The sequence below is a fragment of the Modestobacter muralis genome (assembly GCF_010682105.1).
Lineage (GTDB): Bacteria > Actinomycetota > Actinomycetes > Mycobacteriales > Geodermatophilaceae > Modestobacter > Modestobacter muralis.
On the sequence record NZ_JAAGWH010000049.1, the window covers coordinates 88,963 to 106,414 of the forward strand.

The 17,452-nt window shown below is 73.2% G+C and carries 10 protein-coding genes; 5 read left to right on the top strand and 5 right to left on the bottom strand.

Annotated elements, in window-relative coordinates; genetic code table 11:
• Positions 1 to 8: 8 nt before the first annotated feature.
• Entirely contained in the window at positions 9 to 971 is a 963-nt protein-coding gene (locus GCU67_RS16085; RefSeq protein ID WP_163612221.1) for an FHA domain-containing protein, read from the bottom strand.
• 282 nt (positions 972 to 1,253) lie between these two features.
• Positions 1,254 to 3,797, bottom strand: coding sequence for an alpha-glucan family phosphorylase (gene glgP / locus GCU67_RS16090; RefSeq protein WP_163612222.1), 2,544 nt, complete (start codon positions 3,795 to 3,797; stop codon positions 1,254 to 1,256).
• 146 nt (positions 3,798 to 3,943) lie between these two features.
• Here glgP and GCU67_RS16095 point away from each other — a divergent pair, with 146 nt between their 5' ends.
• From GCU67_RS16095 to GCU67_RS16115, 5 genes are all read left to right on the top strand, one after another.
• Complete coding sequence (locus GCU67_RS16095) at positions 3,944 to 5,974, top strand: alpha-1,4-glucan--maltose-1-phosphate maltosyltransferase (protein WP_163612223.1); 2,031 nt, start codon at positions 3,944 to 3,946, stop codon at positions 5,972 to 5,974.
• Positions 5,975 to 6,080: 106 nt separating this feature from the next.
• Positions 6,081 to 7,934, top strand: coding sequence for a maltose alpha-D-glucosyltransferase (gene treS, locus GCU67_RS16100; RefSeq protein WP_163612224.1), 1,854 nt, complete (start codon positions 6,081 to 6,083; stop codon positions 7,932 to 7,934).
• Positions 7,934 to 9,298: a maltokinase N-terminal cap-like domain-containing protein gene (locus tag GCU67_RS16105; RefSeq protein ID WP_163612225.1), complete on the top strand. Its 1,365-nt coding sequence runs from the start codon at positions 7,934 to 7,936 to the stop codon at positions 9,296 to 9,298. Before treS ends, GCU67_RS16105 begins: the two co-directional genes overlap by 1 nt.
• Positions 9,299 to 9,376: 78 nt before the next feature.
• Positions 9,377 to 12,673 (top strand): 1,4-alpha-glucan branching protein GlgB, encoded by a 3,297-nt coding sequence (gene glgB, locus GCU67_RS16110; protein ID WP_211661508.1) that lies wholly within the window; start codon positions 9,377 to 9,379, stop codon positions 12,671 to 12,673.
• Positions 12,674 to 12,832: 159 nt separating this feature from the next.
• The gene (locus GCU67_RS16115) at positions 12,833 to 14,239 is read left to right on the top strand and encodes a neutral zinc metallopeptidase (RefSeq protein ID WP_163612226.1); all 1,407 of its coding nucleotides are present in this window, start codon (positions 12,833 to 12,835) and stop codon (positions 14,237 to 14,239) included.
• A gap of 159 nt (positions 14,240 to 14,398) precedes the next feature.
• On the opposite strand, the gene GCU67_RS16120 is transcribed toward GCU67_RS16115, so the two are convergent.
• The 3 genes from GCU67_RS16120 to GCU67_RS16130 are packed head-to-tail and all read right to left on the bottom strand — an operon-like array spanning position 14,399 to position 17,447.
• A complete protein-coding gene (locus tag GCU67_RS16120; RefSeq protein WP_163612227.1) occupies positions 14,399 to 15,388 on the bottom strand; it encodes a tetratricopeptide repeat protein in 990 nt (329 codons plus the stop codon).
• Positions 15,389 to 15,430: 42 nt separating this feature from the next.
• On the bottom strand, positions 15,431 to 15,946 hold the full coding sequence (locus GCU67_RS16125; protein WP_163612228.1) for a MarR family winged helix-turn-helix transcriptional regulator: 516 nt from the start codon (positions 15,944 to 15,946) through the stop codon (positions 15,431 to 15,433).
• A gap of 34 nt (positions 15,947 to 15,980) precedes the next feature.
• Positions 15,981 to 17,447: an FAD-dependent oxidoreductase gene (locus tag GCU67_RS16130; RefSeq protein WP_163612229.1), complete on the bottom strand. Its 1,467-nt coding sequence runs from the start codon at positions 17,445 to 17,447 to the stop codon at positions 15,981 to 15,983.
• Positions 17,448 to 17,452: the final 5 nt, after the last annotated feature.

A 17,452-nucleotide genomic window follows, 5' to 3' on the forward strand; every position in this document is an offset into this window, starting at 1 on the left:
TGTGATCGTCACTCCGGCGTCTGCTCGAAGGTGATGACGGTCCAGCCGAGCAGCAGCCGGTCGCCGTCGGTGAGCGGGTGCGGCACGCCCGGCTCGAGTTGGGTCCACTCGGTGGCCTCCGGGCCGGCGACGTGGGTGCCGTTGAGCGAGCCCAGGTCGGTCAGGGAGACCTCGCGGCCGGACCGCTGGATGGCGGCGTGGGCGGAGGAGAGCACGTTCTGGGTGTCGGCGATCGGGACCGGGCGGGCGTTGCCGCTGGTCACCAGGTCGTGGCCGTCGGGACGGCGGCCCAGCACGAGGTCCTCGTCGACGGTGACGACCATGCCGTCGTCGAAGCGCAGCACCGGCGCGGCCGGCGGCTCGGGGCGCCAGAACGCCGTCTGCTCGCCACCGGGCGCCTGGCTGGGGATGCGGCTGGAGCTGCCGAACCCGGCGTCGGAGCCGGCGGTGAAGGACTCGCCGCTGGGCAGCGGGCCGGCCGGCGGCGCGACGACCGCGGACGAGGCGGCCGCAGCGAGCTGGAGCAGCGCGCCGGAGCCGGGCACGGTGCCCTCGACCAGGTCGAGGGCGACGCCCGGCGGCATGGCGGCGGCGGGCTGGCCGGGGCCGACGTAGAGGGTCTGGCCGAGGGAGAAGCCGGCGGCGAGGGTGCAGCCGTCGACCGAGGAGCCGGAGACCGGGACCCCGTCCACGGCCGGCTGGCCCTTGCCCGACCACAGTGCGACACCGGCGCCGGTGCCACCGGAGGTGTCGGCGAGCACCAGGGCGAAGGACGCCGGGCCGTCGGCGAGCCGGGACACCTGCCCGGCGACGGCGGCCAGCACCCGGTCGGCGCCGGGACCGGCCACCCCCAGGCAGGCGTGCAGGGCGGCGACCAGCGCCGGCGACCCCGGGGCGTCGACCCACAGCAGGCCACCGCCACGACGGGCGACGACAGAGTCTCCGGGGAGCACCTCACAGCGGTCGGGCATGACGGCCAGCCTAATGAGCACCGACCCGATCCCGCGCCCGCGCGGCGGCGTGCCACGCCGGTACCTGTGCCACTCGCGCACCGCGGGTACCGACGGTCACACCTGTCACAGCAGAAACGGCACGGTGTGCTGTCGGACCAGCACACTTGGTCACCAACCGACCGATCCGTCCACCCGACCCCCTCGCGGGGCTCGGCCACGATTCGAAGGACCTCGAAGGTCAGGCCCCTCGCAGGAGCCCGCCGCGAGCGTGCGAGCGGTGGGGGGCGAAGGGGTCCTTCCTCAGGCGGTGACCACCACGCCGAGTTCGGCCGGCACCGCGAGGCGCTCGTGGTGGGGCAGCACGCGCACCGTGTAGCCGAACGGGCCGGTCCGGGTCAGCGGGACGGTGCCGGTGAACCAGTGCCGGGAGCCGTCGCTGCCGTCGTGCCGCAGCGGCACGGTGGTCACCGCGTGCAGCCGGTCGGCGTCGTCCACCCGTCCGTGGACGGCCTCGACCAGGACGTCGGCGGGGGTGAGCCCGGGCAGGTCGACCTCCGCCCGCAGGTCGATCCCGCCACCGATCTCCGGGGTCTCCCCCACGCCGGTCGCCTCGACGTGCCCGACCCGCACCCCGGACCACGACTCCAGCAGCCGTGCGCGCCAGACCGAGAGGTCGCGGGCCGCGGCGTGCCCGTCGGCCGCCATGGCCCGGGCCGCACCGGCCGCCGGGACGTACAGCGTCCGCACGTAGTCGCCGACCATCCGGGTGGCGAGCACCTTCGGGCCGGTCTCGCGCAGGGTGGCCCGGACCATCTCCAGCCAGCGCGAGGGGACGCCGTCCTCGCCGACCTCGTAGAACCGGGGCACCACCTGGCGCTCCAACAGCTCGTAGACCGCCTGCGCCTCGACGTCGTCGCGGCGGTCGGGGTCGGCCACGCCGTCGGCGGTCGGGATGGCCCAGCCGTTCTGGCCGTCGAACCACTCGTCCCACCAGCCGTCGCGGATGGAGAGGTTCAGCCCGCCGTTGAGCGCGGACTTCATCCCCGACGTGCCGCACGCCTCCAGCGGCCGCAGCGGGTTGTTCAGCCAGACGTCGCAGCCCCAGTACAGGTGGCGGGCCATCCCGATGTCGTAGTCGGGCAGGAAGACGATCCGGTGCCGCACCTCGGGGTCGTCGGCGAAGCGCACCATCTGCTGGATCAGCTGCTTCCCGCCGTCGTCGGCCGGGTGGCTCTTCCCGGCGATCACCAGCTGGAGCGGCCGCTCGTCGTCCAGGAGCAGCGCCCGCAGCCGCGCGGGGTCGCGCAGCATGAGGGTCAGTCGCTTGTAGGAGGGCACCCGGCGGGCGAAGCCCACGGTCAGCGCGTCGGGGTCGAACACCGTCTCGGTCCAGCCCAGCTCGGCCTCGGTCGACCCCCGGGACAGCGCGGAGGCGCGCACCCGGCGGCGCACCTCCTCGACCAGCCGGGCCCGCAGCAGCCGGCGGGTGCCCCACAGCTCGCCGGCCGGGATGCGGTCGACCCCGGCGAAGTGCGCTGGCCCCGGCCCGGGGTCGTCCCGGCCGTCGGTCTGGGTGCCCAGCTCCACCAGCTCGCGGGCGGTCCAGGTCGGGGCGTGCACGCCGTTGGTGATCGAGCCGATCGGGACGTCGTCGGCGTCGAAGCCGGGCCACAGGTCGCCGAACATGTCGCGGCTGACGTGCCCGTGCAGCGCGCTGACGCCGTTGGCCCGCTGCCCCAGCCGCAGCCCCATGTGCGCCATGTTGAACGTGCCGGGGTCGCGCTCGGCCCCCAGCGGCAGCAGCTGGTCGACCGGGACGCCGAAGCCGGCGAAGTACCGCTCGATGAGCGCGCGCGGGAAGCGGTCGATGCCCGCGGGCACCGGCGTGTGGGTGGTGAACACGGTGCCGGCGCGGACCGCCTGCAGCGCCTCGGCGAAGGTCAGCCCGTGGGACTCGGTGAGCTCGCGGATCCGCTCCAGCCCCTGGAAGCCGGCGTGACCCTCGTTGGCGTGGAAGACCTCCGGCTGCGGGGTGCCGGTCAGCGAGCAGTAGGCCCGCAGCGCCCGCACGCCCCCGATGCCCAGCAGCATCTCCTGGCGGAGCCGGTGGTCCTCGCCGCCGCCGTAGAGCCGGTCGGTGACCCCGCGCTCGGCCGGGGCGTTCTCCTCGATGTCGCTGTCGAGCAGCAGCAGCTGCACCCGCCCCACCTGCGCCCGCCAGACATGGGCGGCCAGGGTGCGGGCCTCGGGCAGCGGCACGGTGACGACCACCGCGGCGCCCTCGGCGTCGCGCAGCAGCTTCAGCGGCAGCCCGTGCGGGTCCAGCGCCGGGTAGTGCTCCAGCTGCCACCCGTCGGCGGACAGCCCCTGGGTGAAGTAGCCGGCCCGGTAGAGCAGCCCGACGCCGATCAGCGGGACGCCGAGGTCGGAGGCCGCCTTGAGGTGGTCGCCGGCCAGGATCCCCAGCCCGCCGGAGTACTGCGGCAGCACCTCGGTGATGCCGAACTCGGCGGAGAAGTAGGCCACCGTGGCCGGCGCCTCCTCCCCCAGCGACTGGTACCAGTGCGGCGCCTCCAGGTAGGTGCGCAGGTCGGCGGTGACCGACCCGAGCTGCGCGAGAAAGGCCGGGTCGTCGGCGAGGGCGGCCAGCCGCTCGGCCGAGACCTCGCCGAGCACCCGGACCGGGTCGCCTCCGCAGGACTCCCACAGCTGCGGGTCCAGCGCCTCGAACAGGTCCCGGGTCTCCGGGTGCCAGGACCAGCGGAGGTTGGTGACCAGCTGCGAGAGCGGCAGGAGGGCCTCGGGCAGGGAGGCGCGGACGGTGAGACGGCGGAGGGCTCGCACCCACTCGACCCTAGCCGCGAACCGGCCCGCGGAGTGCGTCGGGAGAGACGGCGGTCACATCCACCGGGGGCGCCGCCTCCCTCGCACTGTGGAGCCGGTCGACCGCCGACGTGTGGGGAGGGCCTGATCTGGATAGCGTTGCGCCGATGACTGGCCGCGCTGACCTCCGCCTCGGCATCTCTGATGTCGCCCCCGTCGTGTCGTGCGGGTCGTTCTCGACCCGCGCCGTGGTCGGGGAGCACCTGCCGATCACCGCCACCGTGTTCCGCGAGGGCCATGACGCCGTCGCGGCGAGCGTGGTCCTGACCCCGCCCGCCGAGCCGGGGGCGTCCGCGACCCCGGTCCGCACCCGGATGGTCGAGTTCGGCCCCGAGCCCGACCGGTGGACGGCGACCGTCGTCCCCGACCGCGAGGGGCTGTGGACCTATCAGGTCGAGGCGTGGGACGACCCGCTGAGCACCTGGCACCACGACGTCGAGGTGAAGATCGAGGCGGGGCAGGGCGCCGAGGAGCTCGCCAACGACCTCGAGTCCGGTGCCCGGTTGCTGGAGGAGGTCGCCGCAGGGGTCTCCGAGGACCACGCGGGCGTCCTCGAGCACCGCGCCGACCTCACCGCCGCCGCCGCCGCGCTGCGCGACGAGTCGCTCGGGCTCACCGCCCGGATCGCCCCGGCGCTGTCGCCGTCGCTGCAGGGCGTGCTGCACGCCCACCCGGTGCGGCGCCTCGTGACCGGGTCGCAGGTCTACGAGCTCTACGTCGACCGGCCGCGCGCGCTGTACGGCTCCTGGTACGAGTTCTTCCCCCGCTCCGAGGGCCCCGTCGTGGGCGGCACCCCCACTCACGGCACCTTCGCCCAGGCCGCCGAGCGGCTGCCGGCGATCGCCGACATGGGCTTCGACGTCGTCTACCTGCCCCCGATCCACCCGATCGGCACGACGAACCGCAAGGGCAAGAACAACACCCTGGTCGCGCACCCCGACGACGTGGGCTCGCCGTGGGCGATCGGCAGCCCCGAGGGCGGGCACGACGCCGTGCACCCGCAGCTGGGCACGATGGAGGACTTCGTGGCCTTCGTCGAGCGCACCAAGTCCCTCGGCATGGAGGTGGCGCTGGACTTCGCGCTGCAGGCCACCCCCGACCACCCCTGGGTCACCAGCCACCCGGAGTGGTTCACCACCAAGCCCGACGGCACGATCGCCTACGCGGAGAACCCGCCGAAGAAGTACCAGGACATCTACCCGATCAACTTCGACAACGACCCCGAGGGCATCTACGCCGAATGCCTGCGGGTCATCCGGGTGTGGATCGAGGCCGGCGTCCGCATCTTCCGCGTCGACAACCCGCACACCAAGCCGCTGAACTTCTGGAACTGGCTGATCTGGGAGGTCAAGAAGACCGACTCGGACGTGCTGTTCCTCGCCGAGGCCTTCACCCGGCCGGCGATGATGCACCAGCTGGCCCGGGTCGGCTTCACCCAGAGCTACACCTACTTCACCTGGCGCACCGAGGCCTGGGAGCTGCGGGAGTACGGCGAGGAGCTGGCCGCCAACGCGCACTACATGCGGCCCAACTTCTTCGTCAACACCCCGGACATCCTGCACGAGACGCTGCAGGTCGGCGGCCCGCCGATGTTCAAGATCCGGGCCGCACTGGCCGCGATGATGAGCCCGACCTGGGGCGTCTACTCCGGGTACGAGCTCTTCGAGCACGTCGGCCTGCGCCCGGGCAGCGAGGAGTACCTGGACACCGAGAAGTTCCAGCTGCGCCCCCGCGACTGGGCCGCGGCCGAGGCCTCCGGGCGGTCGCTGGCTCCTTACCTGCGCCGGCTCAACGAGATCCGCCGGGCCCACCCGGCGCTCCAGCAGCTGCGCACGCTGCGGTTCCACGCCGTCGACAACCCCGACTTGCTGGTGTTCTCCAAGACGGACCCGGCCTCGGACGACGCCGTCCTGGTCGTCGTGTCGCTCAACAGCAGCTACACCCAGATCGGCACCACGGCCCTGGACATGCCGGCGCTGGGCCTGGACTGGTCGGACCGGTTCGCCGTCACCGACGAGATCACCGGTGCGCACTACGACTGGGGCCAGACCAACTACGTGGAGCTGGACCCCCACCGGGAGCCGGCGCACGTGTTCACCGTGCACCGCAGCCTGCCCACCGTGGTCGCCCCGCAGTGACCCGCTGACACACTCACGTCCTCACGCGACGGCGCCGGCCCAGTCGCCGGCCGGCGCCGTCGTCGCACCGATCCGCTTCCCCAGCAACGAACGAGGACCGAGTCCCATGAGCCTCCCCGTCCCTGCCCACTCGACCCCCGGCGCGGGCGAGCAGTCGACGCTGCCCGCACCGGGCAGCGATCCCGAGTGGTTCAAGCGCGCCGTCTTCTACGAGGTCCTCGTCCGCGGCTTCGCCGACAGCAACGCCGACGGCATCGGTGACCTGCGCGGCATGATCGGCAAGCTGGACTACCTGCAGTGGCTCGGCGTCGACTGCCTCTGGCTGCCGCCGTTCTTCGCCTCCCCGCTGCGCGACGGCGGCTACGACGTCAGCGACTACACCGCGGTCCTGCCCGAGTTCGGCGACATCGACGACTTCAAGGAGCTCGTCGAGGCCACCCACTCCCGGGGCATGCGGATGATCATCGACTTCGTCATGAACCACACCTCGGACCAGCACCCCTGGTTCCAGGCCAGCCGCAGCGACCCCGAGGGTCCCTACGGCGACTTCTACGTGTGGGCCGACGACGACACCCAGTACGCCGACGCGCGGATCATCTTCGTCGACACCGAGAGCTCGAACTGGACCTTCGACCCGGTGCGCAAGCAGTACTTCTGGCACCGGTTCTTCAGCCACCAGCCCGACCTGAACTTCGAGAACCCGGCGGTGCAGGAGGCGATCATCGACGCCCTGCGCTTCTGGCTCGACCTGGGCATCGACGGCTTCCGGCTCGACGCCGTCCCCTACCTGTTCGAGGAGGAGGGGACCAACTGCGAGAACCTCCCGAAGACCCACGCGTTCCTCAAGAAGGTCCGCAAGGTCGTCGACGCGGAGTACCCCGACCGGGTCATGCTGTGCGAGGCCAACCAGTGGCCGGCCGACGTCGTCGAGTACTTCGGCGAGGACGGCGACGAGTGCCAGATGGCCTTCCACTTCCCGGTGATGCCGCGGCTGTTCATGGCCGTGCGGCGCGAGCAGCGCTTCCCGATCTCGGAGATCATGGCCCAGACGCCGGCCATCCCCGACAACTGCCAGTGGGGCATCTTCCTGCGCAACCACGACGAGCTGACCCTGGAGATGGTCACCGACGAGGAGCGCGACTACATGTGGGGCGAGTACGCCCAGGACCCCCGCATGAAGGCCAACATCGGCATCCGCCGCCGGCTGGCACCGCTGCTGGACAACGACGTCGACACCCTCGAGCTGTTCACCGCCCTGCTGCTGTCGCTGCCCGGTTCGCCGGTCATGTACTACGGCGACGAGATCGGCATGGGCGACAACATCTGGCTCGGTGACCGCGACGGTGTGCGCACCCCGATGCAGTGGACCCCCGACCGCAACGGCGGGTTCTCCACCGCCGACCCCCAGCGCATGCACCTCCCGCTGATCGCCGACCCGGTCTACGGCTACCAGGTGACCAACGTCGAGGGCCAGCTGCGCAACACCAACTCGCTGCTGCAGTGGACCCGCACGATGATCTCCGTCCGCAAGCAGCACCCGACCTTCGGCGTCGGCTCCTACGCCGAGATCAGCTCGCGCAACCCCACGGTGCTGTCCTTCGTCCGCGAGTTCGGCGACGACGTGGTGCTGTGCGTGAACAACCTGTCGCGCTTCCCGCAGCCGGTCGAGCTGGACCTGCGCCGGTTCGAGGGCTACACCCCGGTCGAGCTGACCGGGCGCGTGCAGTTCCCCCAGATCGGCGTCCTGCCCTACATGCTCACCCTCAGCGGCCACGGCTTCTACTGGTTCGAGCTCTCCAAGCCCGCCGCCCCCGCGGCCGAGGACGAGAGCTGGGAGACCACCGTGAGCAGCAGCGTGGCGCAGTCCCTGCTCGACAGCGGGGTGGTCGGCGCGGCCGACGCCCCCGCCGGCCTGGGCGCCGAGGCCCCGACCACCACGACGAAGCACGGAGAAGCCTGATGAGTGCCCTCACCGAGATCCTCGCGGACTGGATGCCCGGTCAGCGGTGGTTCGGCAGCAAGGGCCGGGAGTGGGCCGGGGTGACCGAGGAGGGCTTCTTCCTCGACCAGTCCGACCCGGCCCTGTCCGTCCACCGCGTCCGGGTCAGCTACACCGACGGGGCCACCGAGACCTACCTGGTGCCACTGTCGTGGCGCAACGCCCCGGCCGAGGAGCTGTCGTCGGCCTTCGTCGGCGCCGTTCCCAGCGCCTCGGGGTCCAACTACGCCTACGACGCGATGCGCGACCGTGACGCCACCGTCCCGTGGCTGACCCACCTCGTGGCCGCCTCCACGGTCGGGCCGATGCACTTCCACCCGGCCGGGGTGGCCTACATCCCCGAGGGCGTGCCCGGCGACATCATCTCCGGCGAGCAGAGCAACACCTCGCTGGTCTACGGCGAGTCCGCGATCCTCAAGCTGTTCCGCCGGCTCGAGCCCGGGCTCAACCCCGACGTGGAGATCCACGACGCGCTCCGCCAGGCCGACAACCAGCACATCGCCCCGCTGCTGGGCCACATCGAGATCGACGAGCCCGGCCAGGAGCCGTCCACCGTCGCGATGCTGCAGACCTTCGTCGCCAACGCCAGCGACGGCTGGCGACTGGCCACCTCCAGCGTGCGCGACCTCTACGCCGAGGCCGACCTGCACGCCGACGAGGTGGGCGGGGACTTCGCCGGGGAGAGCGAGCGGCTGGGTGAGGCGACCGCCTCCGTCCACACCGACCTCGCCAGGGTGCTGCCCACCGAGACCGCCGACCGGGACTGGTACACCGCGGTCGCCGAGCAGATGGGCGCGCGGCTCGAGGCGGCCCTGGCGATCGTCCCCGGCCTCACCGAGCACGCCGAGGCGCTGCGGGCGCTCTACGCCGCGGTGGCCACCACCGACGAGCCGGTCGTGCGCCAGCGGGTCCACGGCGACCTCCACCTCGGTCAGGTGCTGCGCACCACCACCGGCTGGATCGTGCTGGACTTCGAGGGCGAGCCGGCCCGCCCGCTGGCCTCCCGCCGGGAGCTGGACACCCCGCTGCGCGACGTCGCCGGGATGCTCCGTTCCTTCGACTACGCCTCGCGCCACATGCTCGTCGAGCAGCCGGAGGACCAGCAGCGCGCCTACCGCGCCCACGAGTGGGCCGAGCGCAACCGGGAGGCGTTCTGCGCCGGTTACTCCGCCGCCAGCGGCATCACCCTGTCCAGTGAGTCCGCGCTGCTGCGCGCCTTCGAGGCGGACAAGGCCGTGTACGAGTGTGTGTACGAGGCACGGAACAGGCCGAACTGGCTGATGATCCCGCTGAGCTCGCTGTCCCGGTTGACCGCCGGTGACTGACGCAGGAGCCTGCTGCCCCGCGGCGGGACCGCACCCGACGAACAGCTGGACACCCCGAGGTACCCGGAAGGACCACCGATGAGCATCGACGACGCGGGCCAGCCGCCGACCGAGACGCCCGCCGAGCCCGCCGACAAGGCAGAGCTCACGCGCGCGGTCGAGGAGACCACCGAGGCGGTGCGCGCGGCCAGCGAGGCCGACTCCTCCCCCACCCCGGCGAAGAAGGCCACCGGGCGCGCGACCAAGAAGGCCGCACCCGAGGCCGGCGCCCCGGTGGCGAAGAAGGCCGCGCGCCGGCCGGCGAAGAAGGCCGCCACCACGGAGACGAACGAGGCACCGGACGGCCGGGACGAGCTGATGCGCCGGGTCGAGGAGACCACCGAGGCCGTCCGCGCGGCCAGCGACGCCGACTCCGCCCCTGCTCCGGCGAAGAAGGCGACCACGCGCGTCGCGAAGAAGGCTGCTCCGGCCGCCCCGGGCACGGTGGCCGACGCCGCCGCCCCGGCCAAGCGCACCCGCAAGGCCGCGGCCAAGAAGGTCACCGCCACCCCGGTCGTCGCCCCCGCGCCGATCGCGCAGCCGGGCAACCCCGCGGCGCCGGCCGCGCCGCAGCCGGAGCCCCCGAGCCGCGACCCGGCCGAGCCGAGCACCCCGCAGGCCCCGGCCGACGGCCAGCACGCCGGCACCGGCGGCAGCTCCCCGGCCGCCACCGCCTCCGAGCCCGGCGCAGAGCTGGCCCCCGACACCGTCCCCGAGCCCGCCGACACCGAGTCGGCGGCCCCGGACGTCTCCGCCGACAGCGACGACACCGCCCAGCCGGCCCCGGACGTCTCCGCCGACGGCGGCGACACCGCCCAGCCGGTCGGGTCCGAGGTCACGGCCGAGCCCGTGGAGCCCGCCCCGGCGGTCTCCGGTGCCGACGTCACCACCGCCGACCTGGTCACCAGCGAGGTCACCGACCTGCCGGCGGCGCCTGACGAGGCCCCCGAGCCCACCTCGACCGCGCTGGTCGAGGCACTGCCCGACGGGCAGACGCCGGTGAGCACCTCGGTGCCGGCGGCCGCCACGCCGGCCGGCTCGGAGGTCAGCCAGGAGGCGCTGGCCGCCGTCGTCGACGGCTGGTCCTACGACCCGCACGGCGTCCTCGGCGCGCACCGGCTGCCCGAGGGCTGGGCCGTGCGCACCCTGCGTCCCGACGCGGTCGCGGTCGCCGTGGTCGACCAGGACGGCACTCGGCACGAGGCCCGCCAGGTCTTCCGGGGCGGCGTCTTCGAGGCCCGGCTCCCCCAGCAGCCCGGCGACTACCGGGTGGAGGTCGTCTACCCCGACGGCGCCGGTGGCACGAACACCTACACCGTCGACGACCCCTACCGCTGGCTGCCCACGCTCGGCCAGCTGGACCAGCACCTCATCCGTGAGGGCCGGCACGAGGAGCTGTGGAAGGTCCTGGGCGCGCACGTGCGCGGCTACGACACCCCCGGCGGCCGGGTCGAGGGCGTCTCCTTCGCCGTCTGGGCGCCCAACGCCCGCGGCGTGAAGGTCACCGGCGACTTCGACTACTGGGAGGCCCGCGCCTACCCGATGCGCTCGTTGGGCTCCTCGGGCGTGTGGGAGATCTTCGTGCCCGGCGCCCAGGTGGGCACCCGGTACCGCTTCCACATCCTGGGTGTCGACGGCCAGTGGCTGGTCAAGAGCGACCCGATGGCCTTCGCCACCGAGGTCCCCCCGGCCAACGCCTCCGTCGTCACCGCGTCGACCCACGAGTGGCAGGACGCCGACTGGCTGGCCGCCCGGGCCGAGGGCAGCTGGCACGCCCGGCCGATGAGCATCTACGAGGTGCACCTCGGCTCCTGGCGCCAGGGCCTGTCCTACCGCGAGCTCGCCGACGAGCTGGTCGCCTACGTCAAGGACGCCGGGTTCACCCACCTGGAGTTCCTCCCCGTGGCCGAGCACCCCTTCGGCGGCTCGTGGGGCTACCAGGTGACCTCCTACTACGCCCCCACCTCGCGCTTCGGCTCCCCTGACGACCTGCGGTACCTCATCGACACCGCCCACCAGGCCGGCATCGGTGTCATCGTCGACTGGGTTCCGGGGCACTTCCCCAAGGACGAGTGGGCGCTGGCCCGCTTCGACGGCGCCCCGCTGTACGAGCACGGCGACCCCCGCCGCGGCGAGCAGTTGGACTGGGGCACGAACGTGTTCGACTTCGGCCGCTCCGAGGTGCGCAACTTCCTCGTCGCCAACGCCCTGTTCTGGCTCAAGGAGTTCCACGTCGACGGCATCCGCGTCGACGCGGTCGCCTCGATGCTGTACCTGGACTACTCCCGGCCCGAGGGCCAGTGGGTGCCCAACGAGTACGGCGGCCGGGAGAACCTCGAGGCCGTGGCGTTCCTGCAGGAGTTCAACGCCACCGTCTACCGCGAGGTGCCCGGCGCGATCACCATCGCCGAGGAGTCGACGTCCTGGCCGGGCGTCACCCGCCCCACCCACCTGGGCGGCCTGGGCTTCGGCTTCAAGTGGAACATGGGCTGGATGCACGACTCGCTGGACTACATGTCGACCGAGCCGGTGTACCGCAGCTACCACCACAACCAGCTCACATTCTCGCTGGTCTACGCCTTCTCCGAGAACTTCGTGCTGCCGATCAGCCACGACGAGGTCGTCTACGGCAAGGGCTCGCTGATCCGGAAGATGCCGGGCGACCGCTGGCAGCAGCTGGCCAACGTGCGGGCGTACCTGGCCTTCATGTGGGCCCACCCGGGCAAGCAGCTGCTGTTCATGGGCTCGGAGTTCGGGCAGCTGTCGGAGTGGGCGGAGAGCCGCTCGCTGGACTGGTGGCACCTCGACGACCCGGCGCACCGCGGCGTGCTCGACCTGGTCCGCGACCTGAACACGGTGTACGGCGAGCACGAGGCGCTGTACACCCAGGACAACGACCCGGCCGGCTTCCAGTGGATCGACGCCAACGACAGCCAGGGCAACACGCTGACCTTCCTGCGCTTCGGCAAGGGCGGTCAGGCGCTGGCCTGCGTCGCCAACTTCTCCGGGCAGACGCACGGCGAGTACCGGATCGGCCTGCCGCGCGGTGGCCGGTGGCGCGAGGTCATCAACACCGACTTCGCGGGCTACGGCGGGTCCGGCTCGGGCAACCTGGGCGGCATCGAGGCCGTGCCGGAGACCTGGCACGGGCAGCCGTTCTCGGCGACGCTGACCGCACCGCCGCTGGGCACCGTGTGGTTCGTGCACGAGGGTCCCGAGCCGGAGCCGTCGGACGAGGGCCAGGCCGCCGACCCCGCGCTCACCGTGGCCGCCGAGGCCTCCGGTGACCTCGAGGCCGCTGGTCTGGTGGAGCTCCCCGAGCACGACCGGGGCTGAGGCAGCACAGGCGGACGGGGCGGGGGCCTGAGGGTCCCCGCCCCGTCGTCGTCCCGGTGGGTGCCCGGTGTCGGGCGCCTGCGCCTGCCGGGTCGGCGCCGGTCCGGCAGGATGAGGACACTGCCGCCGGCAACGGCGGCCCGGACCGATCGGGAGCCCATGACCTCGAAGCCCCGCCGGGCACTGCTGGGTGCCGCGCTGGGTGCGCTGGTCGCGTCGGTCGCGCTCACCGGCTGCGCGGCCACGCTGATCGAGGGCGTCGCGACCCCCGAGTCCGGTGTCCGCGCCGACGTGGCACCGGCGGACTTCCCGATCATCGGGGCCGCCGACGACGACGTGGACCGGGGCGCCCGCAACGCGCTGGCCGACCTGAACACCTACTGGGGCGAGCAGTTCCCCGACACGTTCGCCCAGCCGTTCACCCCGCTGACCGGCGGCTACTTCTCCGTCGACCCCGACGACCTCGACCCCGCCCGCTACCCCGACGGCCGGATCGGGTGCGGGCAGGAGATCGAGGCGGTCACCGGCAACGCCTTCTACTGCTCCTCCGACCCCGGTGAGCCCGACGGCGACGCGATCCAGTACGACCGGGCGTTCCTCGGCGAGCTCGCCGACGGGTACGGCCGGTTCATCCCCGCGCTGGTGATGGCGCACGAGTTCGGGCACGCCGTGCAGGGCCGGGTCGGCTACCCGATCGAGCGGTCGATCAACGTCGAGACCCAGGCCGACTGCTTCGCCGGGGCCTGGACGGCCTGGGTCGCCTCGGGCGACGCGCCGCACAACTCCATCCGCCCCGGTGAGCTGGACGACGTCCTGCGCGGCTACCTGCTGCTGCGCGACCCGGTCGGCACCGGCGTCGGCGAGAGCCAGGCCCACGGCTCCTACTTCGACCGGGTCTCGGCCTTCCAGCAGGGCTTCGACGACGGCCCGGTCGCCTGCCGGGACGAGTTCGGCGAGGAGCGCGTCTTCACCCAGGGCCGGTTCCAGGACCAGGACCTGCTGACCGGTGGCGACGCGCCCTACGCCGACGCCCAGGAGCTGATCGACGGCACCCTGCCGGTCTTCTGGACGGCGGCCTTCCAGGCCCGTGGTGAGACCTTCCAGCCGCCGCAGGTCCAGCCGTTCTCCGGCACGGCGCCCGGGTGCGGCGACGACGAGCCGGCGACCGACCTGGTCTGGTGCGCCGAGGACGCCACGGTCGGCTACGACGAGACCGACCTGGCGCGGCCGATCTACGACGCGTTCGGCGACTACGCGGTGCTGACCGCGGTGTCGATCCCCTACGCCCTGGCCGCCCGCGAGCAGCTGGGCCTGTCCACCGACGACGAGGCGGCGATCCGGTCGGCGGTGTGCCTGACGGGTGCGTACACGGCCTCCGTGCTGCGCGGCGACATCCCCGAGATCCAGGTCTCCCCCGGCGACGTCGACGAGAGCGTGCAGTTCCTCCTGGAGTCCAGCAGCGACCCGGCGGTGCTGGACGAGAGCGGCCTGACCGGGTTCCAGCTGGTGGACGTCTTCCGCTCCGGCGTCTTCGAGGGCCTGCCGGCCTGCGATATCGGCGCCTGACGACCGCTCGCGGGCCAGCGGCGGGACCCTGCGAAGGGGCTGCGTCCAGGGCGCAGGGGCCAGATGGTGATCAGGTCCCCTGATCACCATCTGGCCCTCTGCACCAACGTCGGTGCAGGGGGCCAGCTCTGGATCAGGGCACCTGATCCACGTCGGGCGTCAGAAGAGGGCGGCCATGAGCGAGCGGCGGGCGGGGCCGACCCGGGGGTCGTCGTCGCCGACGATGCCGAACAGCTCGACCAGGTGCGTCCGCGCCAGGTCGCGGTCCTCGCCGGCCGTGCGCCGGACGACGTCGAGCAGCCACTCGAAGGCCGCCTCGACGTCACCGGTGCCGAGCAGGAAGTCCGCGGCGCGGGTCTGGGCGGCGACGTCGTCGGGCGCGGCACCGGCGGCGGCCAGCGCGTTCGGCCCCGCCTCCTCGGCCCGGCGGAACAGCTGCACCTGGCGCAGCGCCAGGCCGGCGACCGGGTGGTCGGGCTCGGTGTCGAGGATCGCGCGGTAGGCGGCTTCGGCACCGGCGAGGTCACCGGCGTCCAGGGCGGCCTCGGCGGCGTCCAGGCGCGGGTCCTCGGGCAGGGCGCCCTCGTCGTCCGCCGCGCCGTCGGCCCCGGGCAGGGCGCCGCCGGAGGTCGCGGCGACGAGCTCGGTGATGAACTGCCGGGCCTGCTCCTCGGGGATGGCACCGGTGAACTCGGTGACCAGCTGGCCCTGCCACACGGCCTTGACCGCGGGGATGCCCTGCACGCGCAGGCCCTGGGCCAGGGCGGGGTTGGCGTCGACGTCGATCTTGGCCAGCACCCAGGTGCCACCGCCCTCGGCGGCCAGCCGCTCCAGCACCGGCGACAGCTGCTTGCACGGGCCGCACCACTCGGCCCACAGGTCCAGCACCACCGGCACTTGGAAGGACCGGTCGAGGACCTCGCTCTGGAAGGTGGCCTCGTCGACGTCGACGACGGCGCTGCCCGGGGCCCCGACGGGCGCCGTGGCGCTGGGCGGCGGTGCGGCCTGCGCGCGGGCGGCTGCCTCGTTGCGTGCCTGGACCGCGGCGAGGTCGACCGCGCCGGCCAGCGAGGCCGCCATCCGTGCCTGCTGGGCAGCGGCGCGGGGGTCGGTGCGCGGGGCGGGACGAGCGGGACGGTTCGGCTGCATGACCTCGATCATCCCACCGCCGGGCAACCGGGCGGGGCGGGGTCAGTCCGGCGGCGCCGCCACGTCCCCGGCGCCCAGCCGGATCTTGCGCAGCAGCTGGAAGAGGGTGTCCAGCTCGTCCCCGGTCAGCTCGGACATGCCGAAGTCCGCACCGGTCACCGCGGCGGTCGCCGGGGGCACGACCTCGCGGCCGCGCTCGGTGATGGCGGCCAGCACGCCCCGGCCGTCGGCGGGGTTGGGCCGGCGCTCGACGTAGCCGGCCGCTACCAGTCGCTCGATCGCGTTGGTGACGCTGGTCGGGTGCACCATCAGCCGGCTGCCGATCACCTTCAGCGGCAGCGCCCCGGTGCGGGAGAAGGTCAGCAGCACCAGCACCTCGTAGCGGGCGAAGGTCAGCCGGTGCGGCTTGAGCGCCTCGTCGAACTGCGCGATGAGGATCTGCTGCACCCGGAACACCGACGTCGCCGCCCGCATCGACCCGGCCGGGCCGAAGCGCTCCTCCCAGGTCTGCGCCGCGCGTTCGATGGGGTCGAACGGCAGGCCCAGCGGTCGCACCATGGCTGGAGACTAGGTGCCCGCCCTGCGGCCGGCGTCAGGGTGCGGGCGTGAGCCGGGGCGCCTGCCGGATGCCGAAGACCTCGCGCAGCGCGACCCGGGCGGCGTTGTCACCGCAGTGCCCGTGCACGGCCGGCCCCGGCGGGGTGGCCGCCGACGCCAGGTAGGTGCCGCGGACCGGGGTCTTGTAGGTGTTCCAGCGCGGCACCGGCCGGGCCAGCATCTGCCGCAGCGACGCCTCGCCGTTGGAGATGTCGCCGCCGACGTCGTTGGGGTTCCAGTGCTGCATCTCCCCGGCGTGCATCGTGTACCGGCCGATGATCGTGTCCCGGAAACCGGGGGCGAACCGCTCGACCTGGGCCTCGATGGCCTCGGTCATGTCGACCGTCGAGCCGTGCGGCACGTGCACGTAGGCCCAGAACACGTGGCCGCCGGCCGGCGCGCGGGAGGGGTCGACGACGGTCGGCTGGACGGCGAGCACGTAGGGGCGGTCGGTGATCCGCCCGGCCGCCGGGGCGGACTCCCCGGCGATGGTCTCCTCCATCGTCCCGGCGACGTGGATCGTGCCGGCCCGGCGGACGTCGGGGTTGGTCCACGGCACCGGCTCCGACAGCGCCCAGTCGACCTTGAAGACACCCGGGCCGTGCTTGTACCGCTGCACCCAGCGCCGGTACCCCTCGTGCACCTGGTCGCCCGCCATCGCCACGAAGGCACCGGGCGAGGTGTCCAGCAGGACGGCCGGGACGCCGGCGAACTCGCGCAGGTCGGTGACCTCGTGCCCGGTGACCACCTCACCGCCCTGCTGCTCCAGCGCGGTGACCATCGCGTCGGCGAGGACCTGCGACCCGCCCTCGATGACCGGCCAGCCGTTGTGGTGGCTCATCATCCCCAGGAACATGCCCAGCGCCGACGTCAGCGGGCGGGACAGGTCGAGCATCCCGTGCGCCGCGGCCCCGGCGAGCAGCGCCTTGGCGGCGTCGTCGGTGAAGTACCGCTCGGCCAGCCACTTGACGTTGGGCAGCCCCTGCAGGCCGAAGTTCGCCACCGCCAGCGGGCTCTTGAGCGGCAGCCGGCGGAAGGCCGAGGTCAGGAAGAACTCGGTGATGTCGTCGGCGTGGGCCAGCAGCGGGGCGAACAGCCTCCGGTAGCCGTCGGCGTCCCGGCCCAGCCCCTGCGCGGTCTGCTCCAGCGAGTGGTGGGACAGCGCGGCCCGGCCGCCGTCCAGCGGGTGGGCGAAGTTGATCTCCGGCTGCAGGACGTTGACCCCGCGGCTGGCGAGGTCGAACTCGCGGAAGAACGGCGCGGTGGCGGCCATCGGGTGCACGGTGGAGCAGATGTCGTGCTGGTAGCCCGGCAGCGTCACCTCCTCGGTGCGCAGCCCGCCACCGGCGCGGTCACCCCGCTCGACCACCTGCACGCGCAGCCCGGCCGCGGCCAGACGGAGCGCGGCGGCCAGCCCGTTGGGGCCGGCTCCGACGACGACAGCGTCCGGGGTCCCGTTCACGCGGC

Excerpts from the sequence above, each read along its gene's own strand:
- GCU67_RS16085 (WP_163612221.1), bottom strand. The coding sequence starts at position 971 with ATGCCCGACCGCTGTGAGGTGCTCCCCGGAGACTCTGTCGTCGCCCGT.
- GCU67_RS16120 (WP_163612227.1), bottom strand. The coding sequence starts at position 15,388 with ATGCAGCCGAACCGTCCCGCTCGTCCCGCCCCGCGCACCGACCCCCGC.
- GCU67_RS16125 (WP_163612228.1), bottom strand. The coding sequence starts at position 15,946 with ATGGTGCGACCGCTGGGCCTGCCGTTCGACCCCATCGAACGCGCGGCG.
- treS (WP_163612224.1), top strand. The coding sequence starts at position 6,081 with ATGAGCCTCCCCGTCCCTGCCCACTCGACCCCCGGCGCGGGCGAGCAG.
- GCU67_RS16115 (WP_163612226.1), top strand. The coding sequence starts at position 12,833 with ATGACCTCGAAGCCCCGCCGGGCACTGCTGGGTGCCGCGCTGGGTGCG.
- GCU67_RS16095 (WP_163612223.1), top strand. The coding sequence starts at position 3,944 with ATGACTGGCCGCGCTGACCTCCGCCTCGGCATCTCTGATGTCGCCCCC.
- glgB (WP_211661508.1), top strand. The coding sequence starts at position 9,377 with ATGAGCATCGACGACGCGGGCCAGCCGCCGACCGAGACGCCCGCCGAG.
- GCU67_RS16105 (WP_163612225.1), top strand. The coding sequence starts at position 7,934 with ATGAGTGCCCTCACCGAGATCCTCGCGGACTGGATGCCCGGTCAGCGG.